The following is a 25913-nucleotide window of genomic DNA, read 5'->3' as shown; positions in this document are numbered from 1 at the left end:
GGAGTACATCTCAGATGGACAATTCATCAGAGTTTTCCGCATGGATCACATCTTACATCCATTACCTAAAGGTGGAAAAAAACGTCTCTCCTCATACGCTGAAGCAATACGTAGCAGATATCAATGAATTTGTCGTATTTATGAAACAGCAACAAATCAACGAATTTGCTGCTGTTTCTTATTTACATGGTCGGTCTTTTTTGGCTCATCTTGCGAGAAAAGGTCTTTCCCGTCGAAGTATTGCGAGAAAATTGTCTAGCTTGCGGAGCTTTTATCGCTTTTTAATGCGTGAAGAGCATCTGGATCAAAATCCGTTTCAGATGGTATCTACACCAAAAGTAGAGAAGAAGCTACCTACCTTTATGTATCCGCATGAAATAGAAACTCTATTAGGTGTAGTTGATACATCTACACCGCTTGGTCTTCGTGATTTCCTTATTATGGAACTTTTATACGCAAGTGGAATGCGCGTGTCTGAATTGGTTACAATGTCAATGAATGATGTTGACCTTCAGAATGGAATCGCTCTTGTTTTCGGTAAAGGTGCTAAGGAAAGGTATGTGCCAATTGGGAGTTTTGCTATTAAAGCCATGCAAAAGTACTTACAGGCAGGTCGTCCGAAGTTACTATCCAAGGCTGAAAAAGATAGCCCAATACTCTTGTTAAATTATAGGGGAACCCCTTTATCTGATCGTAGTGTGCGCCGAATGGTAGATAAGTATCTACAGCAAGCAGCCCTTCATCTAGGGATTTCACCGCACAGTTTCCGTCATTCTTTTGCCACTCATTTACTAAATGCAGGGGCAGATTTGCGGACGGTACAAGAGCTATTAGGACATGTGAATATCTCCACTACACAAGTATACACCCACATCACAAAAGAAAGATTACGGGAGGTATACGATACTGCACATCCGCGTGCAAATTTTCACAGGGGGTGAACGACTATGGAACAATTTCATGCTACAACCATTTTTGCCGTCCAGCATAAGGGTGAAGCGGCGATGGCAGGAGACGGTCAGGTTACGTTTGGCAATAGTATGGTAATGAAAAATACAGCCAAAAAAGTACGAAGACTATATCGGGAAGAAGTTATGGCAGGATTTGCTGGCTCTGTAGCTGATGCAATCACTTTGTTTGAGCTTTTTGAAGGCAAACTAGAAGAGTATCATGGGAATTTACAGAGAGCGGCGGTCGAGCTGGCAAAAGAGTGGCGTTCAGATAAAGTATTACGCCGTTTGGAAGCTATGATGATTGTGTGTAATCGCAAGCATCTTCTTTTAATCTCAGGTAATGGGGAAATTATTGAACCGGACGACGGCATTTTGGCCATCGGATCAGGCGGAAATTTTGCCCTTGCAGCGGGACGGGCTTTGAAGAAATTTGCACCAGAGCTTACAGCTAGGCAAATTGCTGAAGCCAGTCTTTTAACAGCCGCTGAAATTTGCGTCTTTACGAATACGAATTTAGTAATTGAAGACATGAAAATGGAAGGGTAGGGAGAGATGTCCTTGTTAATAAATTGGGAGCAATTGACCCCCCGCTTGATTGTAGAACATTTGGATAAATACATTGTAGGGCAGCAGCAGGCCAAACGTGCCATTGCTGTAGCGCTTCGCAATAGATATCGTCGCAGTCGCTTGCCGGAACAAATTCGGGATGAAGTGATTCCAAAAAATATTTTGATGATTGGACCCACTGGAGTCGGAAAAACGGAGATTGCACGCCGTATCGCAAAGCTAACCGGAGCTCCGTTTATAAAAGTAGAAGCTACGAAATATACAGAAGTCGGTTACGTAGGTCGCGATGTAGAATCGATGGTACGCGATTTAGTCGAATCGTCTATCCGGATTGTCAAAATGGAAAAGATGGAAAAAGTCAAGGAACAGGCGGAGAAAAATGCTGAAGAAGCGCTAGTTCAGCTTTTACTTCCTTCAAAGAAACAGCAAAACAACTTTAAGAATCCGTTTGAGATGTTATTTTCTAACCAGCAACAAACCGAAAAAAACGATCAGGAAGATCCAAACCTGGAGCAACAGCGTAAACAAGTGGCCTGGAAGCTGGCGGCAGGTCAGCTGGAGGACGAAGAGATCGAAATAGAGGTAGAAGATCAGTCGCCGTCCATGCTTGATATGTTGCAAATTCCTGGTGCAGAGCAGATGGGTAATCAGATGCAGGAAATGTTTGGAAGCTTGATACCTAAGCGAACCAAAAAACGCAAGCTGGCCATCCGAGAAGCACGTAAAATCTTGATTCAACAAGAAGCTCAAAAACTGGTAGATATGGATGAAGTGACTCAAGAATCAATATCTCGAGCAGAACAATTTGGGATTATCTTTATCGATGAGATTGATAAAATCGCCGGAAAAGATAGCCGTGGACCTGACGTGTCACGCGAGGGAGTCCAACGTGATATTTTACCGATCGTGGAAGGTTCTACGATTATGACCAAGTATGGACCAGTGAAAACAGATTATATGCTTTTCATGGCTGCTGGGGCGTTCCATGTAGCCAAACCATCTGATCTAATTCCGGAATTACAGGGGCGTTTCCCGATTCGAGTAGAGCTTTCAAGCTTGAAAGTTGAAGATTTTATAAGAATATTGACAGAACCTAAGAATGCTTTAATTACACAATATCAAGCCCTTTTGGAAACGGAAGGAATTAAAATTGTGTTTTCTGAAGATGCTATACATGAGATAGCACGATTGGCAACAGAGGTGAATCAAAGTACTGATAATATCGGAGCAAGAAGGCTACACACCTTATTAGAAAAATTGCTTGAGGATTTATCATTTGAAGCACCAAATATTAATCTGAGTGTGATCAATATTACCGCTCAATATGTACAAGAAAAGTTAAATAGTATTGTACAGAATCGCGACCTAAGTCAATACATTTTATAGAGAGAAAACATATATTGGCGATCTATTTGTGAGAAGATGTCAGGAGGAAATATACGATGGATTTACTAACAAAAACTAGAAGGATTAACCGTATGCTTCAAAAAACGGCTGGTAACGCGGTTAATTTTAATGAAATGTCTAGCGTACTAAGCGACGTTATTGAAGCGAATATTTTCGTTTTAAGTAGAAAAGGAAAATTGCTGGGATATGCAATTGCGCAAGAAATCGATAATGATCGTATTCGCAAAATGCTTGAAGATCGCCGTTTCCCAGAAGAATATAGCAATGGTCTATTAAAAGTAGAAGAAACATCTGCAAACCTAGATGTTAACAGTCCACATAGTGCCTTCCCAGTGGAAATGAAAGAAGTATTCCCTACAGGCTGGACTACAATTGTTCCGATTATGGGTGGCGGAGATCGTTTGGGTACATTGATCTTGGCACGTGTAAACAAAGAATTTGTCGAAGGTGACCTAATTCTAACTGAAGTGGGCGCTACTGTAGTAGGTATGGAGATTTTGCGTGAACGTGCAGAGGCAATCGAAGAAGAAGCGCGTAGTAAAGCTGTTGTACAAATGGCTATTGGTTCTTTGTCCTATAGTGAACTTGAAGCAGTTGAGCATATTTTCCAAGAACTAGATGGGAAAGAAGGCCTACTTGTTGCTTCAAAAATTGCTGACCGTGTAGGCATCACACGTTCTGTTATTGTTAACGCTTTGAGAAAATTAGAGAGTGCTGGTGTAATTGAATCTCGTTCTTTGGGTATGAAGGGTACATTTATTAAAGTTCTGAATGGCAAACTTCTTCCGGAATTAGAAAAGCTTAAAACGCCATAAACTGACATAAAACCCAGTTGTTATGCGCTTTATTGAAAAATGAAGAAGGGGGTCTATTGACCTTCTTCTCTTTTTTTTCATATTTATCACTTATTTATATAGTATTCACAATAAGTATTCACATTATTAATACATTTATGAAACGAATGTGACAAAATTGGTAAAAAGCACTGTTTTTATGGGCGTTTTCACCAATTGAGACTTTTGTAACATTTTTCCTAGTCCTAGTAAGATAGGGCTTTCTTAGTAGTTTTCTTCATGGTATTATAGGTGCGTGTTAGATGTCGAATTGCAAAGAAAATAGAAGAAAAATGTAAGCTTAGGCACAAAGGAGGGGAGAGAAACTTGATTCAATCTACGCAATTAAATGTACTAGAAAACTCATTGGACGCCGCTATGCTTAGACAAAAAGTGATTAACAACAATATTTCTAACATTGATACCCCTCATTTTCAAAGCAAGCACGTAGTGTTTGAAAGCTTGTTGAAGGAGGCATTGGAAGGAAATAATGGTCGAACCTTGGAAGCATATCGAACGAATCAGAGACACATTCCATTTGGCACAGGTTTAGGTAAAATCCCTCAGGCCCAGACTATGACGAACAACGAAACGTTAATTCAAAACAATGGAAACAATGTGGACGTTGATTTTGAAATGAGCCAACAGGCCAAAAACACCATCTGGTATAATGGCCTCGTTCAGTTAACAAATGGATACTTTACCAAAATGAAGAGTGTTGTTGAGGGAGGAAGATAGTAGATGAGTCTGTTTCGTGGAATTGATACAAGTGCCTCTGCCTTGACTGCCAATCGGCTAAGGCTGGATACGATTGCTTCTAATATCGCAAATGCCACTACGACGCGTGGGAAATTCGTAGATGGAGCGTGGCAACCGTACCGACGTAAGATGGTAGAATTATCACCAAGAACAGGAGAGTCTTTCGACAATCTTCTACAAGCGGCAGTCGGGAATGTAGAAGGCCGTCAGGAGTCGGGGGTACATGTTACCGGGATTAAGGAGGACAATAGTCAATTCCAGCGGGTCTATAATCCTGAGCATCCTGACGCAGACCTAGATGGCTATGTCCTGATGCCTAATGTAGATGTGACAAAAGAAATGATTGACATGATTTCTGCTTCTAGGTCTTATGAGGCAAACGTTACAGCTATGAATGCACTAAAGGGCATGATGCAAAAGGCACTAGAGATTAATGGTAAATAATAAAGGGGTTGGCTGACAGATGGAAATTAATAACATAGGTTCAGTCATAAATGCACAGCCGCTACAAGTAAAAAACACAGCTTCACCGGCTGAAGTAGCACGAAATTTCTCGGCCTATATGACCGATGCCCTGGATGAAGTGAATCGGGCTCAGTTAGTTTCAGAAGAAATGTCAATGAAATATGCAGCTGGAGAAGTGACTGATGTCCATCAGGTGATGGTAGCGGGTCAAAAAGCTTCTCTAATGTTACAAATGACGATGCAAGTACGTAACAAAGCGATCGAAGCATATCAGGAAATCATGCGCATGCAGGTGTAAGGTTCCAAACTGGTATGCAGCTCTGTAGAGGTGAACCATGAACGAACGTTTATTGTTATATAGAGACAAGGTAAAGACAATGTGGGACAAGCTCACGAAAAAACAAAAACTATTGATAGGTGCTTCAGCTCTTTTCCTACTTATCGCGCTTTCCCTTTATTTATACATAGCTTCTCGTCCTGTATATGTAAATTTATATGACAGATTGAGTGAGCAAGAAGTTGGTGCGATCAAACAAGAACTAGAAGCAAAAAACATCCCATATCGATTAACAGGTAATGGGACAGGCATTGAGGTGCCACAAACGATGGCACAAGATGTCATAGTTGATTTGGCAGCACAAGGAATTCCCAAAGATGCCGGCATCAGCTCAGAAATTTTTTCTAATAATATGTTTGGCATGACCGATCGCCAGTTTGAAGTGATGAAGAAAGATGCTCTTCAACAGGAGATTCGAAAAATCTTGGAAAAAGTAAAAGGGGTTCGCACGGCTCAAGTTATTCTAACCATGCCGGAAGAAACCACGTTTGTTACAGATAACACAGATAAAGCCACAGCATCAGTCATGGTAGAGGTAGACCCAAGTACTCAATTAAACGATGCACAAATCAAATCCTTATATCATATTGTTTCACGTTCAGTGAAAAATTTGCCTGTAGAAAACATAACGATTACCGATCAATATTCCAATACGTTGGAGTTAGCTAGTAAAGAAGAGGGCAGTTCCATGACTGCTTTCGAACAGCAAGAGCGGATACGTAACAAAGTAGAAAGAGAAATACAGAAAAATTTATTCAACATGCTGTCCACCATTATGGGACGAGATAAAGTTGTCGTACATACAATGGTACAAATGGATTTCTCAAAAGAAAACCGAGTCGAAAATTTGGTTTCACCTGTTGTAAATGATGAAGGTATTATAATTAGTTCTCAAAAATTATCAAAAGCATATACCGGACAAGGTACCCCTCCTATTGGTGGAGTAGCCGGTACAGGTGATAATCAGGTTGGTAGCTATCAATCTGCTACAGCTCAAGGTAGCAATAGTGAATATGAAGAGCTATCTGACACTGTCAATCGTGAAGTAAACCGTATAACTAAGAATGTAACCGCTAGTCCATATCAAATTGTCGATATTTCTATCAACGTTGGGGTTGAGCCTCCAAATGGGGGAACGTTGGATGACGCTACCAAAGAAAACATACAAAAAGTAATTGGTAATGTTGTTCGTGTAGCCGTCAGCAATAAGAATTTACCCGATGATGAAGTGAACAAGCGTATTTCTGTTTTTGCAAAACCGTTCTCCGGCAAGCTAGACGATAACAACAATGGCTTCTTTACTCCAACCATGATGTATGGAGTTGGGGCAGTTGCATTATTAGCCTTAGGAGCACTAGCATTCGTGCTTATTCGTCGACGCAAACAGCAAGAGCAAGAAGAGGTAGAGTTCGAAGAGGAATTTCCTTTTACTCCTTCGCTTGATATTCCAGATCTATCTTCGTTGGAAGATGATACAGATGAAGCGATGGTTCGTAAACAGCTGGAAAAATTGGCTCGAAGCAATCCAGACGAGTTCGTCGTTCTGCTTCGTACGTGGCTAGCAGAAGACTAAGGAGTGAGTATAGTGGCTCGTGTCGCAAAAGAGTTATCCGGAAGGCAAAAAGCTGCGATTTTGCTCATTTCGCTTGGTCCAGATGTCTCGGCACAGGTATTTAAGCATTTACGTGAAGATGAGATTGAACAACTTACACTGGAGATTGCCAGTGTACGTAAAGTGGATCATGAAGAAAAAGGCAAAATACTAGCAGAATTCCATCAGATTGCAGTTGCCAAAGAAGTAATAGCACAAGGTGGTATTACGTACGCAAAAGAAATTTTGGAAAAAGCATTAGGAGAGAGCAAGGCGCTAGATATCTTGAACCGTTTGACAGCCAATTTGCAAGTGCGCCCGTTTGACTTCGCTAGAAAAGCGGATCCTAGCCAAATCCTTAACTTTATTCAAAATGAACATTCACAAACCATTGCATTGGTACTAGCTTATTTAGAACCACAACAGTCATCTATGATCTTGTCATCACTGTCACAGGATCGTCAGGCAGATGTAGCTAAACGGATTGCCTTAATGGATAGCACATCTCCAGAGGTAATTGCTCAGGTAGAACAGGTATTGGAACAAAAACTTTCCGCAACTGTAACCCAGGATTACACACAAGCGGGTGGTATTGAATCCATTGTAAACATATTAAATGGTGTTGACCGTAGTACGGAACGAACCATACTTGATTCACTAGAGATTCAAGACCCAGAGCTTGCTGAAGAGATCAAAAAGCGGATGTTTGTATTCGAAGACATTGCTACACTCGACAATCGTTCCATTCAACGCGTTATTCGCGATGTGGACAACAACGATTTGCAACTTGCGCTTAAAGTGGCAAGTGAAGAAGTACGCGAAACGGTTTTCCGCAACATGTCCAAGCGGATGGCAGATACCTTCAAAGAAGAGATGGAATTTATGGGACCTGTGCGATTGCGTGATGTCGAAGAGGCACAATCCCGCATTGTTGCTACCATTCGCCGCTTAGAAGAAGCTGGAGAAATCATCATCGCCCGCGGTGGAGGAGATGATATCATTGTCTAGGATTTTTAAGGCAAATCGATATGTCCAGTCTGTGGATACCTATGTACTTGAAGTGACTCAGCAAATGAATGCCGCTATACAAGTACAGACGGATGAAGTAGAAGAAATGTTGCTGGAAAATAAAGTTATAGAACATCAGAAACTGCAAGAAGAAGCAAAGGCCATTATACGAGATGCGGAAGAGTTAGCTGAAAGTATTATGGCTGATGCTTCTACTCAAGCAGAGCAAATGCGCGAGCAAGCTCGGCAGGAAATAGCCGAGTGGTGGGAGCAACAGCAAAAAGAAGCAGAGGAAATGGCGCAGGAGACCAAAGAAATGGCTCGTGTAGAAGGTTACACTCTTGGACAGGAGCAAGGCTTGGAGAATGCACGCCTCGAACAAGAAGAAAATGTTCAAAAGGCTAAGGATGTTTTAACCCAAGCCTATCAGACCAAAGAGAGTATTATAGCGGAAGCCGAGCCATTCTTAGTTGAGCTAAGCTTGGAAATCTCTCGTAAAATCATTCATGATGAGCTGGTGCTAGCACCTGAAAAAGTCGTTGAGATTGTTCGACAGGCTTTAAAAAGCTCACGTTCGCATGGGGTTGTATCTATTTTGGTGAATCACAAATTGTATCCTTTTGTCGAAGAGCATCGCGAACAACTGCTTTCGTTAATCGATGGGCAAGCGGAACTAGGCATTTATCCAGATTATGCGGTAGAAGATGAAGGCTGCATTATCCGGACAGCCTACGGAAGTGTGGATGCCAAAATTGATACCCAACTAAAAGAAATAAAACAAATTCTGATGGACGTAGCGCGGGGAAGTGAATCCCAATGATTACATTAAATGCAGAAAAATATAAAGTTGCTATGCAAACAATCACTCCTCACCGCATAAATGGTAAGGTGACGCAGGTAGTGGGACTTACTGTAGAGTCCCAAGGACCTGAGGCTAAATTAGGCGAGATATGTATGATTGAATCGCCTCATCACAAAGAACCAATTATGGCTGAAGTGGTGGGGTTTCGAGATACGAAGGTTCTATTAATGCCACTTGGTGATTTATCGTATATCGGTCCTGGATGTGATGTAGTAGCTACAGGTAGACCTTTATCAGTGAAGGTAGGACCCGAAATTTTAGGAAGTATTCTTGATGGGCTTGGTCGTCCTTTGTCAAATGAATCACTTCCATATGGGCTAACGAACTATCCAACTGATAACACGCCTCCTAATCCATTGACAAGGCCGAGGATAGCAGAACCGCTAAGCCTAGGTGTACGAGCTATAGATGGCCTATTGTCCATGGGAAAAGGCCAGCGTGTAGGTATCTTTGCCGGCTCTGGTGTAGGGAAAAGTACTTTAATGAGCATGATCGCTCGCAATACGACTGCTGACATTAATGTTATTGCTCTTGTCGGAGAACGTGGACGTGAAGTGCGTGATTTTATCGAACGTGATTTGGGCGAAGAAGGATTAAAACGGTCTGTAGTTGTAGTTGCTACATCAGATCAACCAGCAATGATCCGTATTAAAGGTGCGATGATTGCTACTGCGATTGCTGAATATTTTAGAGATCGTGGACTTAACGTGATGTTAATGATGGATTCTGTGACGCGTTTTGCTATGGCCCAACGTGAGATTGGCCTCGCCATTGGTGAGCCACCAGCTACACGTGGATATACCCCGTCTGTGTTTGCTATGTTACCTAAGCTATTGGAACGTTCAGGTACTTCAGATAAAGGTAGTATTACCGCTTTGTATACCGTATTGGTAGACTCTGATGATATGAATGATCCGATAGCTGATGCTGTACGTGGGATATTAGATGGTCATATTGTTTTGGATCGCAAAATTGCTCAACGAGGACATTTTCCGGCGATTGATATTTTGCAAAGTGTAAGTCGGGTAATGAGTGAGATTTGCTCTCCTCAACATTTACAAGCAGCTCAGGAATTAAAACGACACATGGCTACATATAAAGAGGCAGAGGATTTAATTAATATTGGAGCGTACAAGATGGGGACGAATCGAGAAATTGATGCCGCCATTCGCCATAGAGAGACTATCCGAGCATTTACGGCGCAGGGGGTTAACGAACCATCCGATTTTAATACGACTCTACAAGCATTAACCGCTCATTTTGGGAGTGTGATGTAACGTGAAGCCTTTTCGCTTTCATATGCAAAAAGTACTTGATTTAAAGGAAAAAGAAACAGAACAAGCACAATGGGCATTTGGTCGATCGGTACAACAAAAGCAACAAGAAGAGCAAAAGCTATACCGACTTGTTGATAAGCGAAATGATATGTCCGATTCGCTTGTGGATATGCAACATGATGCATGCAGCGCATCAGATTTATTAGCCGTTACGAGATTTCAGCAGGTAGTAGACCGCCAGATTGCCACGCAAAAGCGTCGCATTATTGGTTGTGATAAAGAAATCGAACGATGCAAGGAAAAATTGCATTTCCATTTGCAAGAATCCAAGCTATGGTCAACCCTGCGTGATAAAGCTCAAACCAAGTATATAGAATGGCAAAACCAGGTAGAACAAAAAGAAATGGATGAGATCGGTACGAATCGATTCCGCCGACAATTGAAGCAGGGGTGAAAGGAGGCGTCTTCATGGAAGAGGAAATCCAGGAGGAACGCGAGTATAACAGGCTAGAGTGGCTCTTATACATCATTGTTATTCCTGCCTTATTTGCTAGTTTGTTAGCTGGAATCTTGGCAAGCCTCCTTGGCTACAATGTCGTGGGAAGCGTAAAAGATTGGCTAAATAGCGTTCCATATGTAGAAAAGCTAATACCAGACGATGCACCAACTAGTCAAACGGTAGAGGATAACAAAACAGAACCAGCAAAGGCTCAGGTAAATGAGGAAGCAACGAAAAGTAAACAGGCCGCTGAACAATTGCAAAAAGAAGTAAGTCAAAAAGATACCACGATTGCGGCTTTGCAAAAACAAATTGTTAATTTACAAAAAACAACTGAAGAAAACCGCATAAAAGAGGAAGAAAGACAAAAGCAGTTTCAGGATTTAGCTAAGATCTATAGTTCTATGTCGGCTAAAAATGCTGCTGCGATCGTAGGGAACCTTAGCAAGGAAGAAGCCGTTGTTGTTCTTTCAAAGATGAAAACGGACGAACAGGCTCAGCTGTTGGCGAAGATGGACCCGAAGAAGGCTGCGGATATTTCTATCCTACTTAAGGATAATCAAATTTCAAAAGATGATGACATCGCTGCACTACAACAGCGGGTCCAAATTTTAACGAAAGCCTTAAGTGAAACTAGAGAATCAAGCAAAATAGATGCAGAGAGATTAAATAAAAGCTTTGAGTCAATGAATACAGGAGATGCATCTAAAATTTTAATCTCATTGTATAAAATCAATACAGAACGCGCTTTAAGTGTACTGGGACAAGTATCTGACAATAAACGGGGCGAGTTATTAGGTGAAATTAGCAAGTCAAACCCCGAATTAGCAGCGCGCTTAACGAATGCGTTGCCTCGATGAAGTACAAATGTTCTTCATCGTTTACATAGCAACGAAATTATATAGGAGGTGATTAGATGAATATTGGAAACATGCAAACTGTAACGCCTATGGGAACTGGTACGACAGGAGCTACTCCTGCATTAAATGGAGGACAAGCTTCTGTAGCCGGCCAAGAACAAGGAGTTTTTTCTTTGCAATTAGGCCTAGCGGTTGGAGCCTTTACTAACATGGCTGAAGTGGAATTTCCTGGTCTTTCTGAAGAAGATGCAAGTGCATTAGGAGACCTTATGGCGATGCTTCAGCAGTTGCTAGGAACCAATCAACAGATGCTCTTGCCACAAGAACAGCAAATCAGCAATGGGGATGGACAAGCTGAAGAAGCTTCTGGAGGCAAGCTTCCAATCATCACACTTACAACGGCTGAGGGAAAACAAACCTTACTTCAAGCTTTGACAGCTCAAGGAATGTCTACGGAAGATGCTAACAAATTAACTGATTTGTTGCAGAAACTACCGACGATGACACCTGATCAGGCAAAAGGAGATTATCAAAAATTGCTTGAAACTGTGCAAAAAACGTTGGGACAAATGGGGATTTCTTTACAAAAGGATGGGGTTCTTGAAGAGCAACAATCCGTAATGGTTACTCCTCAATTGAAAAAGCAGTTGACTCCTACTACAGCTAATCGAGTAGAGGTTTCAAATCAAATTTCTACCCAAATGCAACCGGTTCGCGTTCATCATGCATTGAGCCAATATGGACAGGAAGCGGGCATTCAGGTGAAATCGTTCCAATCTACATTACAGGAAGCGATCGCACCAGTAGCTATGAATCCGGAGACAGCTGATGTCGACTCGACAACTCAACTCCAAGTGGAGAACATTTCAACTACTCCGGTACAAAAACAAGCAGGAACAGCATCAGAAATGAAAAGCTTCCCTGTTCGAGCAGAACAAATGCCACAACAGGTTACGGATATATTTGTCCGTCAGCTGAAAGTGGGTACACTCCAAGGGGTTACGGAAGCGAAACTAATCTTGTATCCACAGGAGCTTGGTAAAGTTGATGTGCGCATTAGCTCACACAATGGTGTGATAACCGCTCACTTTATTGCAGACTCCAAGCACGGTAAAGACATGCTGGATCAACAAATGGCTCAACTCAGAACCGCTTTTGCCCAACAGGGAATACAAGTGGATAAGTTGGAAGTAAGCCAACAAAATAATTCCACTCCATTCTCTTTTGATCAGGGCAAGGAGAATGGCGGTCAGCAGGCTCGTGAGCAATCTCAGGATCAAGGTGCACAGAACGAGCAAGCAGAGGCTTCCTTTGACAGTGTTCTCGAAGGTGAACGTGAAAGCAATACAAGGCTGGGAGCATCTCGCGTAGACCTGAACGCATAAAGGGTATAAGGATGGAGGGATAGCTTTGAACCATCACATACGTGTAGGAAGCACCTATTATCCTTCGCGGCTCTCCACTCCTAAGCAGACGGGGGCTTCGCAACCAACGACTAAGCCGTTTGATCAATGGCTTTCTGATTCCTTAACGACCCAGCAGAGCTCCTCTCCAAAAGCTCTCTCCTTTAGTCAACATGCTGTACAGCGGATGCGAGAGAGTGGAATCGAGTTGCAACCAGAAGATATGCAACGGCTGGAGAGTGGATTTCAAAAGGCGAGGGACAAAGGAGCACGAGAGTCCCTAATCTTAATGGATAATGTCGCCTATGTCGTAAGCATCTCTAATCACAAGGTAATTACGGCTATGGATGAAAGTCGAATGAAGGAAAATGTATTTACCAATATTGACAGTGCAGTCTTTGTATAAATAGGGCCGGCCCTCATGTAGGAAGCCCACGGATTGCCAAATGACTGAGGTAATCCAAACTTTAAAAAACAGGGAGGTTTATTAATGATTCGTTCGATGTATTCCGGTGTATCCGGCATGAAGGGTTTTCAAACAAAATTAGATGTAATTGGTAATAATATTGCCAACGTGAATACGGTTGGTTTTAAGAAAAGCCGTGTAATGTTCCAGGATATTTTGAGCCAAAAGGTTGGTAGTGAATCAGGAACTTCCGAAACAAGAGGAAGTGTTAACCCGATGCAAGTAGGGTTGGGAAGTAAAGTAGCTTCTATCGATGTGGTTCATTCTGTGGGGAGTCCTCAAACGACAGGGCTTTCATCTGATTTATCTATTGAAGGTGATGGATTTTTTGTAGTATCGGATGGCGAAGATACTAGATATTTAACACGTGCTGGTGAATTTGTACGTGATGTTGAAGGGGAGCTTGTTAATCCACAGGGACTTCGATTATTAGATGCTGATGGTGCACCTATTAAGATTGACAGAGAAACCTACGTTTCGTATTCAATTGGGGCGGATGGTAGAGTCATAGGAGTTACTAAAGACCAACAAGTTGAGGAAATTGCTACAATTGGGATAGCAGTTGTATCCAATCCAGGTGGATTGGAAAAGATAGGTGGTTCCCTGTATCAAACAACCGTAGCTTCAGGAAATACAGGAAATGAAATAACCAATCCAACCGAAGCGAATAGCAAAGTCATCTCCGGTCAACTTGAAATGTCTAACGTAGACCTTAGTGAAGAGTTCACTGAAATGATTGTTGCACAGCGTGGGTTCCAAGCAAATTCACGTATCATTACAACTTCCGATAGTGTTTTGGAAGAACTGGTGAACCTAAAACGATAGGTAACAAACAGTAATTAGAAATAATTATAAGCATCACAACGATAAGGTATGAGGAGGAATTTCTCCTCCTCTACCACCTTTGAAAGGAGTCGTTCGATGATTCGCTTGACCCGGTTTAACGGAAATACATTTTATTTAAACGCGGTTCATATTGAAGTAGTAGAAGCAACACCAGATACCATTATTACCTTAACCACTGGGAAGAAGTATCTGGTCAAAGAGACAGTCGAAGACATCATTCTTCAAATGAAGCAGTTTTATCAGGAATCGTATTTGGCAAAGACGCTTGAGCAACCAAGTGAATCTAGCTAATAACGGGAGGCCGCTATGTTTCAAAATAAATTAGTAAATATGGCACTTATTATTTTAATTGCTATCACTCTGTTAGGTGTGGCAGCATTCTTTATGTACATGTACACGTTTGCTCCATCGAAACCAGCTAATGGAGCTGAGGTAGTTAAGGCATTAAATGCAGATGAAATGAAGGAATACTCGGTAGATACCGAAGACATTACCACCAATCTTTTAACCAATAACTTTGTGGTGGTACGCTTTAGCATTACAGCAGATGGTAAAAATGGTAAAGCTGAACTAGAAAAAAGATTGCCGCAAGTAAAGCAGGTCATCATTAAAAGCTTGGCTGGATTGACTCCAGAAGATTTAAAAGGAACGGAAGGCATTAACAAGCTTGAGGCCAAAGTTCTAAATGATGTTAATACAATTATGCAAGATGGTAGAATCATTCTCGTTAGCACGACTAACCTAAAAAAGACATAAGAGATGGGAAAAAACGATGAGTGGGATGAAACAAAGCGCAAAAGGAGGTGACCGCCATGGCCGAGGTACTTTCACAAAGTGAGATAGACGCGTTATTAGCTGCTCTTTCCTCTGGAGAAATGGATGCTAATGAACTAAAAAAAGAAGACGCTGAGAAAAAAATCAAGGTATACGATTTTAAACGAGCGCTTCGCTTCTCTAAGGATCAGATCCGTGGACTGACGCGAATTCACGAGAATTATGCCAGACTCTTAACTACCTATTTTTCAGCGCAGCTTCGGACCTTCGTGCAAATTAATGTCGCCTCTGTTGACCAGTTGCCATACGACGAATTTATCCGATCTATACCGAAAATGACCATCCTAAATATCTTTGAGGCACCGCCTTTAGAAGGTAGAATGGTAATGGAAGTAAATCCAAATATCGCTTATGCGATGTTGGATCGATTATTGGGCGGTCAAGGAATGATCCCTGATAAAATGGGAGCATTGACCGAGATTGAAACGACCGTAATGGAACGCGTCTTCAGCAAGGCGCTAGATAGTTTTCACGAAGCTTGGAAGCAAATTATTGAATTAGATCCATATTTGGAAGTTCTGGAAATGAATCCGCAATTTATGCAGATTGTTTCACCTAATGAAATTGTTGCTGTTATTTCCTTTAGCACCAAGATTGGTGATACGACAGGCATGATTAATCTTTGCTTGCCGCACGTGGTATTAGAACCGATCATGCCAAAATTATCTGGGCAATACTGGTTCTCAACACAGCGACGACAACGAGATGAAGCAGAAAGACAGCTTTTAGAAGATCAAGTCAAAACTGCTAAATTGCCGATTTGTGCGGAACTAGGAACAAGCACCATCACCGTACGAGAATTTTTACAACTAACACAAGGTGATGTCATTCAATTGGACCAAACCATCGATAACAGATTACATATCAAAGTGGGCGATTGCCTAAAATTCTACGGGCAGCCAGGTACATTAAAAGGTAAGGTAGCTGTACAAATCGATGAAGTGATAGAGGAGGGGGAGGAAAACTATGAGTAGAGATATGTTGTCTCAAGAAGAGATTGATGCCTTGCTAAAAGCCAACGATAACCTCTCTGAGGAGCCAACGCAAGTGGAGAACAACATCCCTGATGTTGATGAATATCTCTCTCCCTTTGAGCAAGATGCTTTAGGCGAAATCGGTAATATTTCGTTTGGCAGTGCAGCAACCGCGTTATCTACTCTGTTAAGTCAAAAGGTAGATATTACGACACCAACAGTCTCCATCGTGAAGAGAAGTGAGTTAGTCGATGAATTTCCACGACCTCATGTTGCGGTGCATGTTGAATATACGGATGGATTTCAAGGTATCAACATGCTTGTTATTAAGGTAGCAGATGCCTCTGTCATTGCAGATTTAATGATGGGTGGCGATGGTCGAAATAGCGGGCTTGAGCTATCAGAAATGCATTTGAGTGCTGTGCAGGAAGCGATGAACCAAATGATGGGTTCTGCGGCAACCTCAATGTCGACCATTTTTAATCAATTAGTCAACATTTCTCCTCCTGGGATTGATATGATGGATTTACAGAATGGCCAAGGAGAAGAAGGATTGCCTAGTGGTGAGGAGCTTGTCAAAATCTCCTTCCAAATTAAGGTTGGAGATCAAGGAGAGCTAATTGATTCTAATATTATGCAGCTTTTACCAATTGATTTTGCCAAACAAATGATTAGTCGTTTGATGGGAAGTGAAGGACCGGAGATGGTTGAAACATCAGCAACAGCTTCTATCATGCATGAATCTTCTATGGATTTTGGAAAACCAGCTGCAACTCCGCAAGCAACACCTGTAGCAGCAACAGAAGCGCCAATGCCAGCATCAGCGCCTCAACCACCAGTAATGGAACAAGCACCTGGTATGCCGATGAGTGCGGCTCCGAGCGGTTATGAACAACAACCACCGCATCCGTATCCACCGCAACCAGCACCATATGGCTACCCACCAAATCAAGGGTATGCACCATATCCGTATCCATATCCGCCGTATCCACAACCATATGCGCAGTCTCCGCAACAGGCTGGGGGAGCGGTTAACTCACAGGTAGCGGCAGCAAATGTTCAACCAGCACAATTTACACCATTCCAGGGGAATAATGTTGCTCAACCAGATGAGCAGAACCTAGGATTGCTATTGGATATTCCGCTTCAGGTAACTGTTGAGTTGGGTCGTACAAAAAAACTAATTCGCGATATACTAGAGATGTCTGCTGGTTCTATTATTCAGTTGGACAAATTAGCGGGCGAGCCTGTTGATATATTAGTCAACAACAAGCTGATCGCAAAAGGTGAAGTCGTTGTCATTGACGAAAACTTCGGAGTGCGTGTAACCGATATTATTAGTCAATGGGATCGTGTACAGAAGTTACAATAAGCAGATTTCTTTAAGGAGGAACAGTAGGATGTCTAACAAAGTGTTAATCGTGGATGATGCAGCATTTATGAGAATGATGGTAAAGGAAATCTTGACGAAAAATGGTTTTACGGTAGTTGGGGAAGCGAGCGATGGTGCGCAAGCAGTTGAAAAGTATAAGGAATTAGGTCCTGATTTAGTAACCATGGATATTACAATGCCAGAAATGGATGGTATCACAGCTTTGAAGGAAATTCGCAAGATGGATCCTAATGCTCGTGTTATCATGTGTTCCGCAATGGGACAACAATCCATGGTTATCGACGCTATTCAGGCTGGTGCGAAAGACTTTATCGTAAAACCTTTCCAAGCGGATCGAGTAATCGAAGCCATCAAAAAGACGTTGAGCTAAACGATTATGAATGCAATGAACATTCGTAGTTTGTTCGTGGCAATGTTACTAGTTTTTGCTGTAGTAGCGCCTTCACCAACAGTTAGTTATGCGGAGGCGAAACAGACAGAAGGATCGGCTTTTGACTGGTTACAGCAGGATGCAAAACAGGGAAAACAAGGGACTGGGGGAGAGTTATCTACGGATTCTCCAGTTCCAAAAAGCCCTAGTATTCTTGGATATGTGGTCCAAATCGTCTTTTCATTGGCAGTCGTTGTCGGGCTAATCTATCTCTTATTCAAATGGTTAGGAAAGAGACAAGCTGGAGGTTTTCGAGAAAGTGGTCCATTTCGCACTGTAGGAGGCTATTCTCTTGGAACAGGTAAGTCCATTCAATTGGTGATGATTGGCGACTCGCTATATGTGTTAGGTGTAGGGGATAATATTCAGCTTATTCGCCAGATTCCACCCGGCGATGAGTTGGATGTTATTTTAGCCGATATCGAGAATAAAACAGCTCCTGACTGGTCATGGAATAAGCTTGGTCATTTGTTTCAAGCACAATCTAAGACTACATCCACGTACACTCAACAAACAGATGCCTCTTTTGATCAGCTACTGGACGAACAGTGGCGGGAAGTCTCCCATGCGGAGCAACAAAAGAATCAATGGGAACAGAACCGCCGCAAAGGGGATTAGTCATGAACAGATTTTTGCCACTTCTATTAATATGTGCAACGTTTCTTTGTTTGATGACCTATACACAAGTTGCTGAAGCAAGTACATCAGATGCAGCGGGGCTTTTGAACAAAATTCCACAGGTAGAGTTTAAAATCGGTGGGGGAGCAGATAGTCCCGAGAAAACGGCTTCTTCTATTCAATTGCTGTTAATGTTTACGGTTCTAGCCTTAGCGCCAAGCATCTTAATTTTAATGACTTGCTTTACGCGTATTGTAGTGGTGTTGTCGTTTGTACGTACCGCATTGGCTACTCAACAAATGCCACCTAACCAGGTGATTGTGGGCATGGCGTTGTTCCTAACTTTCTTCGTCATGGCACCTACATTTCAAACCATTAATGATACCGCAGTAAAACCGTTTATGGAGGGAAAAATCACGGAGCAACAAGCATTAGATAAAGCAGTTACTCCGTTAAAATCGTTTATGCTAAAGCAGACTAGACAAAAGGATTTAGCGTTATTTTTACAATACTCGAAATCTGAAAAACCAAAGTCAATTGAAGATGTATCTCTTGTAGCCTTGGTTCCTGCTTTTGCAATCAGCGAATTAAAAACAGCTTTTCAAATCGGTTTTATGTTGTTTATTCCATTTTTGGTTATCGATATGATTGTCGCTAGTATTTTGATGGGTATGGGGATGATGATGCTTCCACCTGTCATGATTTCACTACCGTTTAAAATCCTGTTGTTTATCATGGTGGACGGTTGGTATCTCGTTGTGAAATCACTCTTTTTAAGCTTCTAGGAGGCCTGATGAAACATGACATCAGATATGATCTTACAAATTGCGCAATCCTCGGTATATACCATATTGATCGTGCTTGCCCCTATTTTGGGAATTGCGTTGTTAGTCGGGCTAATGGTGAGTATTTTTCAGGCAACAACACAAATTCAAGAACAAACGTTGGCGTTCATTCCGAAGATCGTGGCTGTGTTTCTTTCCTTGCTTATTTTTGGGCCGTGGATGCTACGTATTGTCATTGAATTTACAGCAAATATCATGGGTAACCTGTACAGATTTGTGGGGTAGAATATGCAACTGATTGAAACGTTCTTGCCCATGTACCTGCTGGTATTTGTGCGAATTATATCCTTTGTGGTATCGGCTCCACTATTTACGCAACGCGGTATGCCTAACCAGTTTAAGATCGGCTTCGCTGCTGCTATGGCGTTCATCAGTTTTGCTTATGTACCCATTGTGGATAAAATTCCGCTTGATATCACTTTTGCTGCTTATGTAGTAAAAGAAACGATCGTGGGCTTGTTATTGGGGTTCTTGTTACAGCTCATGTTTTCGGCTGTACGGGTAGCGGGTGGACTCATGGATATGCAAATGGGTTTAGCTATGGCTAACGTTGTAGATCCTGCTACGGGTGCTTATGTACCAGTCACGGGTCGTTTGAAAGAAATCCTAGCTACCTTATATTTTTTGAGTATTAATGGACATCATTTGATGATTCAAGGCATTCTCAAAAGCTATCAGACAATCCCTATTAGCAAATTGGGAATCTCGTTTTCTTCGGAAGCATTTGGAGAGTTTATGCTAAAGGCTTTCTCGCAGATGTTTTTGAGTGCCTTCATGATGGCGATTCCGATAGTCATTGCTTTATTTCTGGTAGACCTCTCTCTTGGTATTATCGCCAAAACGGTGCCACAATTTAATATCTTTGTGGTCGGTTTACCTTTGAAACTGTTAATTAGCTTTTTAATGCTCATTTTCATAATGCCTGGATTCTTTTTAGTACTCAGTAATTATATTTCCAAGATGTTTCAGGCCATGGCGGAATTGATCGGGATTTTGGGAGGAGCATGATGAGTCATCCACGTTTTTTTGTGACAGTAGATCTGCAATTTTTTAACGGCGAAAAAACAGAAAAAGCAACTCCTCAAAAACGTCAGGATTCTCGTAAAAAAGGGCAGGTTGCTAAAAGTTCAGATTTGGCTCCCGCTTTTATGATCAGCTCCGTGTTTTTTCTGTTGATGATTGCTGGCTCTTGGATGTTGGGCATCTTTGAAGGCATTCTACGCGAATCGTTGGGCAGTTATGCGACCTGGGAAGTAAATGCTGAAAATCTTCAGGTGATTACCCTGCAGGTCGTCAAAGAGGCAGCCAAGATTCTGGGTATGGTGTTTGGCGTCTGCATGTTGGTCGCGTTAGTGGTCAACTATTTGCAAGTCGGGGTGCTTTTCTCTTTAGAACCAATTCAATTTAAACTAGAAAAACTAAATCCAATCGAAGGATTTAAGAAAATCTTTTCGATGCGGACCATTGTTGAATTGTTTAAATCTATTTTAAAGATCACAGCAGGAATGATTGTTGTTTACATGATCTTATGGGATATCAAGGATAAGATTCCACGACTTTCTTTTTCTACACTTGAAGCAGTGCTAGAGTTTACGGGCTGGCAGGTCGTCAAGTTGGGAATTTCAGTCGGTATGCTGTTGGTTATCTTAGCGTTCCTTGATTATCTATATCAACGCTTCGAATATGAAAAGAATCTGCGCATGTCCAAACAAGACATTAAGGATGAACATAAAAAAATGGAGGGTGACCCCCTCATTAAAAGTAAAATTAAAGAACGACAAAGACAGATGGCAATGCGCCGTATGATGCAGGAAATTCCAAACGCAGATGTCATTATCACCAACCCGACACACTTTGCGGTAGCGATTAAGTATGATTCTGCTGAAATGATGGCGCCGACGGTGATTGCTAAAGGTCAGGATTTTTTAGCTCTGAAAATCCGGGAAATTGCCAAGGAGCATCGCATAGTTACCATGGAAAACAAACCACTTGCCAGAGCATTATACGCACAAGTGGAGATTGGACAGACAATCCCAGAGGAACTGTTCAAAGCGGTAGCAGAGGTATTGGCCTATGTCTATAAACTTCAAGGTAAAGTGAAACGATGAAAGGAGGAGACGAGATGGGTGCAAAACAGTTGGGCATGATCATCTTCGTGTTAAGCATTGTCGTAATGATGGTAATCCCTTTACCATCCGGATTGTTAGATATGCTACTGATTGTTAATATATCGTTAGCCCTGGTTATCCTGCTCGTCTCGATGTATACCAAAGAGGCTCTGGAATTTTCCATCTTTCCTACATTATTGCTATTAACAACACTATTCCGGTTGGCTCTAAATGTTTCAACTACGCGTAACATTCTATCCACTGGACAGGGTGGTACAGTTATCGAAGCATTTGGAGATTTCGTAGTAGGTGGTAACGCTGTTATCGGTTTTGTTGTATTCCTAATCTTGATCATCATCCAGTTTATCGTTATCACAAAAGGTTCGGAACGTGTAGCAGAAGTAGCTGCTCGTTTTACATTAGATGCGATGCCAGGGAAGCAAATGAGTATTGACGCAGACCTAAATGCAGGAATGATTAGTGAACAAGATGCGAGACAGCGCCGTCGTAAAATTGAGCGAGAAGCGGACTTTTACGGCTCCATGGACGGGGCAAGTAAATTCGTAAAAGGGGACGCTATTGCAGGTATCGTTATCTTTATCGTCAATATTATTGGTGGTTTTATTATCGGGGTAGCTATACATAAATTAAGCTTTATGGAAGCTTTAAGTACCTTTACACTACTTTCGATTGGTGATGCCTTAGTAAGCCAGATTCCTGCGCTACTTATTTCGACAGCAACAGGTATTATTGTGACACGTGCTTCTTCAGAAGGTGGTTTGGGAGAGGATATTACAGAACAATTGTTTGCTCATCCTAAATTGCTGTACGTAGTTGCTGCAGCGATGCTTCTACTCGGATTGTTAACACCAATAAGCTTACTTCCTACAGCTGTAGTAGCAGTCATATTAATTATTGCGGCAATGAAATTAACGAAACAGCAGAAGAGCGAATTAGCGGAATCCTTTACACAGGAAGAAGAGCAACAGCTTGAAGAAGTTCGAAGTCCAGAAAGTGTGGTTAATCTTCTACAAGTTGATCCCATTGAGTTTGAATTTGGCTATGGATTAATTCCGTTAGCAGATGCTAAGCAGGGTGGAGATTTGCTCGATCGAGTCATTATGATTCGTCGTCAGTGCGCACTTGAATTGGGACTTGTTGTACCTGTTATTCGTATTCGCGATAACATTCAACTAAAGCCGAATGAATACATTATCAAAATTAAAGGTAATGTGATTGCAACTGGTGAGATTTTGATGGATCACTATCTAGCAATGAGCCCTGGATTTGAAGATGAATCTGTAGAGGGCATCCCAACGATGGAACCAGCGTTTGGCCTACCAGCTCTTTGGGTCTCTGAAGAAAATAAAGAGATGGCTGAGTTGTCTGGCTACACGGTTGTCGATCCGCCATCTGTAGTTGCTACGCATCTAACAGAGATTATTAAACGCCATGCTCATGAATTACTTGGACGTCAAGAGACACGAGCGCTAATAGATAACGTACGTGAATCAGCACCAGTGTTAGTAGATGAATTAATCCCATCCTTACTTTCGATTGGAGATGTTCAGAAGGTTCTACAGAAATTATTGAAAGAAAAAATTTCGGTTCGTAATCTTCCTGTCATTTTGGAAGCTTTGGCCGATCACGCTATGTTCTCCAAAGATCCAGAAGTATTGACCGAATATGTGAGACAGGCATTAGCTAGACAAATTACGTTACAGTATACGCAACCTGGGGAACCGCTCCGAGTCATTACAGCAGGGCCAAGTTTGGAAAAAACCATTTCCGAGAGTGTTGAGCAATCGGAACAAGGCAGTTACTTAGCCATGGACCCTGATACCTCTCAGCGCATCTACCAAAATGTGTCTGAGCAAGTAAATCGTATGGTAAACATGGGTCAACAGCCTGTTATCCTGTCTTCTCCTATGACTCGCATGTATTTACGACAATTGATGGAGCGTATGTTGCCTGACATTCCTGTTCTGTCGTACAGTGAATTAGAACCTCATGTTGAAGTGCAGAGTGTAGGAGTGGTGAATGTATAATGAAAGTCAAACGATACTTGGTTGAATCAATGCCAGAGGCCTTAGAAAAGATTCGTGTCGAACTCGGGAAAGATGCTGTCATTTTAAATACGAAGCCAGTTAAGACAGGCGGCTTCATGGGGATGTTTAGGAAACAGCAAATCGAAGTGATCGCAGCAGCGGAAACCAAGGAAGAAAAGCAGGCTCCAGTAAAGCCTGCTACTTCCGTTCCTAAACTGGATAGGCAAGAGAATGGGAATTCATTTGTAGGCAAACAAGGGTACCAATCACCTAACAAAAATGAACCATCCTCTGTTGGACAGCGTCCCAAGGTTATTCAAACAGCTTCTCATCCCAACGCAGCTCCTCACACAAATTCAAAAGAGGGGCTATTGGTAACTCCTGCACAAGATGGGGATTTTGTGCAACAAGAGGAGCAACCAAAGTCATTGGCAGGGGCACTTGCAGCCATCCGCTACCAACAAGCAATACATACCTTAGCAGATGCCAATCAGCAATTGGGCACAGTTTTACCGAGTTCAACTCCAGATACTGTTCCTCTAGTACAAGACCGAGAGGAAGGGAAGGAATTCATAGCACCGCAATCGGGTGAAGGGACTTCTACTCCTATTGTAGGAGAGTCTTCATTACCAGATCGTTCTCAGAGATTAGAACCCTCGTTAACAATGAATCAGCCTGATGCTACTGTTCCTACAGAAAAAATGCAGCAAGAAAAACGGCTTGATCAAGCGACAGGTATGCAGGAATATCGCGACATGATTGGGGAGCTTAAAGATATGAGAGTAATGCTTCACAAGCTCTTGTTTGCTAAACAGGCTAGCGAGCAATTACCTCCATCGCTTGCAGAATGGCGAGAGAAGCTATTGCAACATGAAATGCAGGAAAGTACGATTGCTACTCTATTACATGATATTTTACTAGAGCTACCTGATCCTTATCATGCTACTCAAGAAGAAGTAGATAACCTAATGAAGCGCAGGATAGCAGAACGAGTAGCTAAGCATGTTCCTGATGATTCGAAGACTAGGAACCCTCAAAAATATCTATTCTTTTTTGGACCAACAGGAGTGGGTAAAACGACAACAATCGCCAAGCTGGCAGCCTGGCATATGTTAAAAGAGAAGCGAAAGGTAGGGTTTATTACTGCCGATACTTATCGGATTGCAGCAGTGGAGCAATTGAAGACATATGCCAATATTTTAAATGTGCCGTTGGAAGTTGTTTTCTCTGCAAATGAAATGGAGAATGCCTTGGACAAAATGCAGGGCTATGATCTTATTTTCATTGATACAGCTGGACGAAACTATCGAAATGATGAATTTGTGAGTAAAATAAAAGAGTATTTACAATGGGAAGAAATGAGCGAGCATTTACTAGTCATGAGTCTAACTTCCAAATTTGCGGACATGCAGGCAATCATAGAGCAGTTTAAAGATGTGCCTATCTCGCAGGTTATTTTGACGAAAGCTGATGAAACGCTACATTACGGACCAATCTTGTCGTTACTCGAACAATATGATCTTCCTCTTTCTTATTTGACTACAGGACAAAATGTTCCCGATGATATTGAAGTCATCACAACGGAGAAACTGACCAAGTTGATCGTGGGGGAAGAGGCATATGCATGATCAGGCTCAAAAGTTGCGAGAACAGTTTCAACGAAAGCAGCAAATGCATGATGCAAATAATATAGAGACACGAAAAACGCGACTCGTAGCCGTTACTAGCGGAAAGGGTGGCGTTGGTAAATCAAATGTCACTCTTAATTTAGCCCTGGGTCTCATGGAGCAAGGAAAGAAGGTTCTTGTATTTGATGTTGATCTAGGCTTGGCTAATCTTGACGTTTTAATGGGAGTTACCCCTAAGAAACATTTATTTCATCTTCTTGAAGCAGACCATACCGTATGGGATATCATTGAAAAAGGTCCTAAAGGTTTGGAGTTCATTGCAGGTGGCTCAGGCTTTAGTGAAATGTCTCAGCTACAAGATTGGGAATTGAGTAAGGTTTTTGATGAATTAGGAAAATTACAAGGTTATGCCGATATTATCCTTTTTGATACAGGAGCTGGGCTCAGCAAAGAATCTCTACAGTTTCTAATGGCATCTGATGAAATTTTGCTGGTGACTACACCTGAGCCTCCAGCTATCACTGACGCGTATGCAATGATGAAGATGGTTCATTTACAAAAACCTGATGCTAAAATCAAGTTAATTATAAATCGTGCTTCAACAACACGGGAAGGTCAGCAAACCGCTGATAAACTGATTACAGTAGCCCAACGCTTTTTAGAATTTCCTATAGGAATGCTTGGAATATTGCCGGACGACTCGTATGTCTCAAAGGCAGTCAAGCAACAGCACCCCCTTTTACTCGTTTATCCACAGTCTCAGATGGCAAAAGGCATTCGCCAACTGGCTGCAAAATATACTGCCGAGCTCAATCCTTCTTCAACAGAACCGGAAGAGCAAGGTGGACTAAGAGGATTTCTTGCCAAATTACGAAATTGGATGTAACAGATGGTGTAAACGA

29 protein-coding genes are annotated in these 25913 nt (G+C 41.9%); all 29 read left to right on the top strand.

Annotated elements, in window-relative coordinates; translation table 11 throughout:
* Positions 1–14 precede the first annotated feature (14 nt).
* Positions 15–941 (top strand): tyrosine recombinase XerC, encoded by a 927-nt coding sequence (gene xerC, locus BrL25_RS01970; RefSeq protein WP_018670814.1) that lies wholly within the window; start codon positions 15–17, stop codon positions 939–941.
* 6 nt (positions 942–947) lie between these two features.
* Positions 948–1499: an ATP-dependent protease subunit HslV gene (hslV, locus tag BrL25_RS01965; RefSeq protein WP_018670815.1), complete on the top strand. Its 552-nt coding sequence runs from the start codon at positions 948–950 to the stop codon at positions 1497–1499.
* A gap of 6 nt (positions 1500–1505) precedes the next feature.
* Complete coding sequence (gene hslU / locus BrL25_RS01960; protein ID WP_035311964.1) at positions 1506–2906, top strand: ATP-dependent protease ATPase subunit HslU; 1401 nt, start codon at positions 1506–1508, stop codon at positions 2904–2906.
* A gap of 56 nt (positions 2907–2962) precedes the next feature.
* Positions 2963–3742 carry a GTP-sensing pleiotropic transcriptional regulator CodY gene (gene codY, locus BrL25_RS01955; protein WP_018670817.1) on the top strand — a complete coding sequence of 260 codons (780 nt, stop codon included), beginning with the start codon at positions 2963–2965 and terminating at the stop codon, positions 3740–3742.
* Positions 3743–4087: 345 nt separating this feature from the next.
* Positions 4088–4498 carry a flagellar basal body rod protein FlgB gene (gene flgB / locus BrL25_RS01950; protein ID WP_018670818.1) on the top strand — a complete coding sequence of 137 codons (411 nt, stop codon included), beginning with the start codon at positions 4088–4090 and terminating at the stop codon, positions 4496–4498.
* A 3-nt stretch (positions 4499–4501) separates the two neighbouring features.
* On the top strand, positions 4502–4963 hold the full coding sequence (gene flgC / locus BrL25_RS01945) for a flagellar basal body rod protein FlgC (RefSeq protein ID WP_018670819.1): 462 nt from the start codon (positions 4502–4504) through the stop codon (positions 4961–4963).
* Between the two features lie 19 nt (positions 4964–4982).
* Entirely contained in the window at positions 4983–5282 is a 300-nt protein-coding gene (gene fliE / locus BrL25_RS01940; protein WP_018670820.1) for a flagellar hook-basal body complex protein FliE, read from the top strand.
* 37 nt (positions 5283–5319) lie between these two features.
* Positions 5320–6894, top strand: coding sequence for a flagellar basal-body MS-ring/collar protein FliF (gene fliF, locus BrL25_RS01935; RefSeq protein WP_018670821.1), 1575 nt, complete (start codon positions 5320–5322; stop codon positions 6892–6894).
* A 12-nt stretch (positions 6895–6906) separates the two neighbouring features.
* Positions 6907–7920 carry a flagellar motor switch protein FliG gene (fliG, locus tag BrL25_RS01930; protein WP_018670822.1) on the top strand — a complete coding sequence of 338 codons (1014 nt, stop codon included), beginning with the start codon at positions 6907–6909 and terminating at the stop codon, positions 7918–7920.
* Positions 7904–8740, top strand: a complete 837-nt coding sequence (locus tag BrL25_RS01925) for a FliH/SctL family protein (protein WP_026315089.1) — start codon at positions 7904–7906, stop codon at positions 8738–8740. The genes fliG and BrL25_RS01925 overlap by 17 nt, the downstream gene beginning before the upstream one ends.
* Positions 8737–10059, top strand: coding sequence for a flagellar protein export ATPase FliI (gene fliI, locus BrL25_RS01920; RefSeq protein WP_018670824.1), 1323 nt, complete (start codon positions 8737–8739; stop codon positions 10057–10059). Before BrL25_RS01925 ends, fliI begins: the two co-directional genes overlap by 4 nt.
* 1 nt (position 10060) lies before the next feature.
* Positions 10061–10513 carry a flagellar export protein FliJ gene (gene fliJ / locus BrL25_RS01915; protein WP_018670825.1) on the top strand — a complete coding sequence of 151 codons (453 nt, stop codon included), beginning with the start codon at positions 10061–10063 and terminating at the stop codon, positions 10511–10513.
* Between the two features lie 14 nt (positions 10514–10527).
* Positions 10528–11418: a MotE family protein gene (locus BrL25_RS01910; protein ID WP_018670826.1), complete on the top strand. Its 891-nt coding sequence runs from the start codon at positions 10528–10530 to the stop codon at positions 11416–11418.
* A gap of 56 nt (positions 11419–11474) precedes the next feature.
* Positions 11475–12803: a flagellar hook-length control protein FliK gene (locus BrL25_RS01905; protein ID WP_018670827.1), complete on the top strand. Its 1329-nt coding sequence runs from the start codon at positions 11475–11477 to the stop codon at positions 12801–12803.
* A 25-nt stretch (positions 12804–12828) separates the two neighbouring features.
* Positions 12829–13227: a TIGR02530 family flagellar biosynthesis protein gene (locus BrL25_RS01900; protein WP_018670828.1), complete on the top strand. Its 399-nt coding sequence runs from the start codon at positions 12829–12831 to the stop codon at positions 13225–13227.
* Between the two features lie 84 nt (positions 13228–13311).
* A complete protein-coding gene (gene flgG / locus BrL25_RS01895; RefSeq protein WP_018670829.1) occupies positions 13312–14112 on the top strand; it encodes a flagellar basal body rod protein FlgG in 801 nt (266 codons plus the stop codon).
* 96 nt (positions 14113–14208) lie between these two features.
* Positions 14209–14424: a flagellar FlbD family protein gene (locus tag BrL25_RS01890; RefSeq protein ID WP_018670830.1), complete on the top strand. Its 216-nt coding sequence runs from the start codon at positions 14209–14211 to the stop codon at positions 14422–14424.
* Between the two features lie 15 nt (positions 14425–14439).
* On the top strand, positions 14440–14889 hold the full coding sequence (locus BrL25_RS01885; RefSeq protein ID WP_018670831.1) for a flagellar basal body-associated FliL family protein: 450 nt from the start codon (positions 14440–14442) through the stop codon (positions 14887–14889).
* A gap of 56 nt (positions 14890–14945) precedes the next feature.
* Complete coding sequence (gene fliM, locus BrL25_RS01880; protein WP_018670832.1) at positions 14946–15941, top strand: flagellar motor switch protein FliM; 996 nt, start codon at positions 14946–14948, stop codon at positions 15939–15941.
* Positions 15934–17313 carry a flagellar motor switch phosphatase FliY gene (fliY, locus tag BrL25_RS01875; RefSeq protein WP_018670833.1) on the top strand — a complete coding sequence of 460 codons (1380 nt, stop codon included), beginning with the start codon at positions 15934–15936 and terminating at the stop codon, positions 17311–17313. The genes fliM and fliY overlap by 8 nt, the downstream gene beginning before the upstream one ends.
* Before the next feature lie 28 nt (positions 17314–17341).
* Positions 17342–17704, top strand: coding sequence for a response regulator (locus BrL25_RS01870; protein WP_018670834.1), 363 nt, complete (start codon positions 17342–17344; stop codon positions 17702–17704).
* Between the two features lie 6 nt (positions 17705–17710).
* Complete coding sequence (locus BrL25_RS01865) at positions 17711–18382, top strand: flagellar biosynthetic protein FliO (protein WP_018670835.1); 672 nt, start codon at positions 17711–17713, stop codon at positions 18380–18382.
* 2 nt (positions 18383–18384) lie between these two features.
* Entirely contained in the window at positions 18385–19167 is a 783-nt protein-coding gene (gene fliP, locus BrL25_RS01860; RefSeq protein ID WP_018670836.1) for a flagellar type III secretion system pore protein FliP, read from the top strand.
* Between the two features lie 15 nt (positions 19168–19182).
* Positions 19183–19452, top strand: a complete 270-nt coding sequence (fliQ, locus tag BrL25_RS01855; RefSeq protein WP_003336924.1) for a flagellar biosynthesis protein FliQ — start codon at positions 19183–19185, stop codon at positions 19450–19452.
* Between the two features lie 3 nt (positions 19453–19455).
* Positions 19456–20235, top strand: a complete 780-nt coding sequence (gene fliR, locus BrL25_RS01850) for a flagellar biosynthetic protein FliR (RefSeq protein ID WP_018670837.1) — start codon at positions 19456–19458, stop codon at positions 20233–20235.
* Positions 20235–21335, top strand: coding sequence for a flagellar biosynthesis protein FlhB (gene flhB, locus BrL25_RS01845; RefSeq protein ID WP_018670838.1), 1101 nt, complete (start codon positions 20235–20237; stop codon positions 21333–21335). The genes fliR and flhB overlap by 1 nt, the downstream gene beginning before the upstream one ends.
* Positions 21336–21349: 14 nt before the next feature.
* The gene (flhA, locus tag BrL25_RS01840) at positions 21350–23383 is read left to right on the top strand and encodes a flagellar biosynthesis protein FlhA (protein WP_018670839.1); all 2034 of its coding nucleotides are present in this window, start codon (positions 21350–21352) and stop codon (positions 23381–23383) included.
* Positions 23383–25011 (top strand): flagellar biosynthesis GTPase FlhF, encoded by a 1629-nt coding sequence (gene flhF / locus BrL25_RS01835; protein ID WP_018670840.1) that lies wholly within the window; start codon positions 23383–23385, stop codon positions 25009–25011. Before flhA ends, flhF begins: the two co-directional genes overlap by 1 nt.
* Positions 25004–25897: a MinD/ParA family protein gene (locus BrL25_RS01830; RefSeq protein WP_018670841.1), complete on the top strand. Its 894-nt coding sequence runs from the start codon at positions 25004–25006 to the stop codon at positions 25895–25897. The genes flhF and BrL25_RS01830 overlap by 8 nt, the downstream gene beginning before the upstream one ends.
* Positions 25898–25913 lie beyond the last annotated feature (16 nt).

The organism is Brevibacillus laterosporus DSM 25 (genome assembly GCF_002706795.1).
Lineage (GTDB): Bacteria > Bacillota > Bacilli > Brevibacillales > Brevibacillaceae > Brevibacillus_B > Brevibacillus_B laterosporus.
The sequence above is the reverse complement of the archived record's forward strand: the minus strand, read 5'-3'. Positions and strand labels throughout refer to the sequence as shown.

Bases quoted from the DNA above. Each gene is read 5' to 3' on its own strand.
- xerC (WP_018670814.1), top strand. From the start codon at position 15: ATGGACAATTCATCAGAGTTTTCCGCATGGATCACATCTTACATCCAT.
- hslV (WP_018670815.1), top strand. From the start codon at position 948: ATGGAACAATTTCATGCTACAACCATTTTTGCCGTCCAGCATAAGGGT.
- hslU (WP_035311964.1), top strand. From the start codon at position 1,506: ATGTCCTTGTTAATAAATTGGGAGCAATTGACCCCCCGCTTGATTGTA.
- codY (WP_018670817.1), top strand. From the start codon at position 2,963: ATGGATTTACTAACAAAAACTAGAAGGATTAACCGTATGCTTCAAAAA.
- flgC (WP_018670819.1), top strand. From the start codon at position 4,502: ATGAGTCTGTTTCGTGGAATTGATACAAGTGCCTCTGCCTTGACTGCC.
- fliE (WP_018670820.1), top strand. From the start codon at position 4,983: ATGGAAATTAATAACATAGGTTCAGTCATAAATGCACAGCCGCTACAA.
- fliF (WP_018670821.1), top strand. From the start codon at position 5,320: ATGAACGAACGTTTATTGTTATATAGAGACAAGGTAAAGACAATGTGG.
- BrL25_RS01925 (WP_026315089.1), top strand. From the start codon at position 7,904: ATGATATCATTGTCTAGGATTTTTAAGGCAAATCGATATGTCCAGTCT.
- fliI (WP_018670824.1), top strand. From the start codon at position 8,737: ATGATTACATTAAATGCAGAAAAATATAAAGTTGCTATGCAAACAATC.
- BrL25_RS01910 (WP_018670826.1), top strand. From the start codon at position 10,528: ATGGAAGAGGAAATCCAGGAGGAACGCGAGTATAACAGGCTAGAGTGG.
- BrL25_RS01905 (WP_018670827.1), top strand. From the start codon at position 11,475: ATGAATATTGGAAACATGCAAACTGTAACGCCTATGGGAACTGGTACG.
- flgG (WP_018670829.1), top strand. From the start codon at position 13,312: ATGATTCGTTCGATGTATTCCGGTGTATCCGGCATGAAGGGTTTTCAA.
- BrL25_RS01890 (WP_018670830.1), top strand. From the start codon at position 14,209: ATGATTCGCTTGACCCGGTTTAACGGAAATACATTTTATTTAAACGCG.
- BrL25_RS01885 (WP_018670831.1), top strand. From the start codon at position 14,440: ATGTTTCAAAATAAATTAGTAAATATGGCACTTATTATTTTAATTGCT.
- fliM (WP_018670832.1), top strand. From the start codon at position 14,946: ATGGCCGAGGTACTTTCACAAAGTGAGATAGACGCGTTATTAGCTGCT.
- fliY (WP_018670833.1), top strand. From the start codon at position 15,934: ATGAGTAGAGATATGTTGTCTCAAGAAGAGATTGATGCCTTGCTAAAA.
- BrL25_RS01870 (WP_018670834.1), top strand. From the start codon at position 17,342: ATGTCTAACAAAGTGTTAATCGTGGATGATGCAGCATTTATGAGAATG.
- BrL25_RS01865 (WP_018670835.1), top strand. From the start codon at position 17,711: ATGAATGCAATGAACATTCGTAGTTTGTTCGTGGCAATGTTACTAGTT.
- fliP (WP_018670836.1), top strand. From the start codon at position 18,385: ATGAACAGATTTTTGCCACTTCTATTAATATGTGCAACGTTTCTTTGT.
- fliQ (WP_003336924.1), top strand. From the start codon at position 19,183: ATGACATCAGATATGATCTTACAAATTGCGCAATCCTCGGTATATACC.
- fliR (WP_018670837.1), top strand. From the start codon at position 19,456: ATGCAACTGATTGAAACGTTCTTGCCCATGTACCTGCTGGTATTTGTG.
- flhB (WP_018670838.1), top strand. From the start codon at position 20,235: ATGAGTCATCCACGTTTTTTTGTGACAGTAGATCTGCAATTTTTTAAC.
- flhA (WP_018670839.1), top strand. From the start codon at position 21,350: ATGGGTGCAAAACAGTTGGGCATGATCATCTTCGTGTTAAGCATTGTC.
- flhF (WP_018670840.1), top strand. From the start codon at position 23,383: ATGAAAGTCAAACGATACTTGGTTGAATCAATGCCAGAGGCCTTAGAA.
- BrL25_RS01830 (WP_018670841.1), top strand. From the start codon at position 25,004: ATGCATGATCAGGCTCAAAAGTTGCGAGAACAGTTTCAACGAAAGCAG.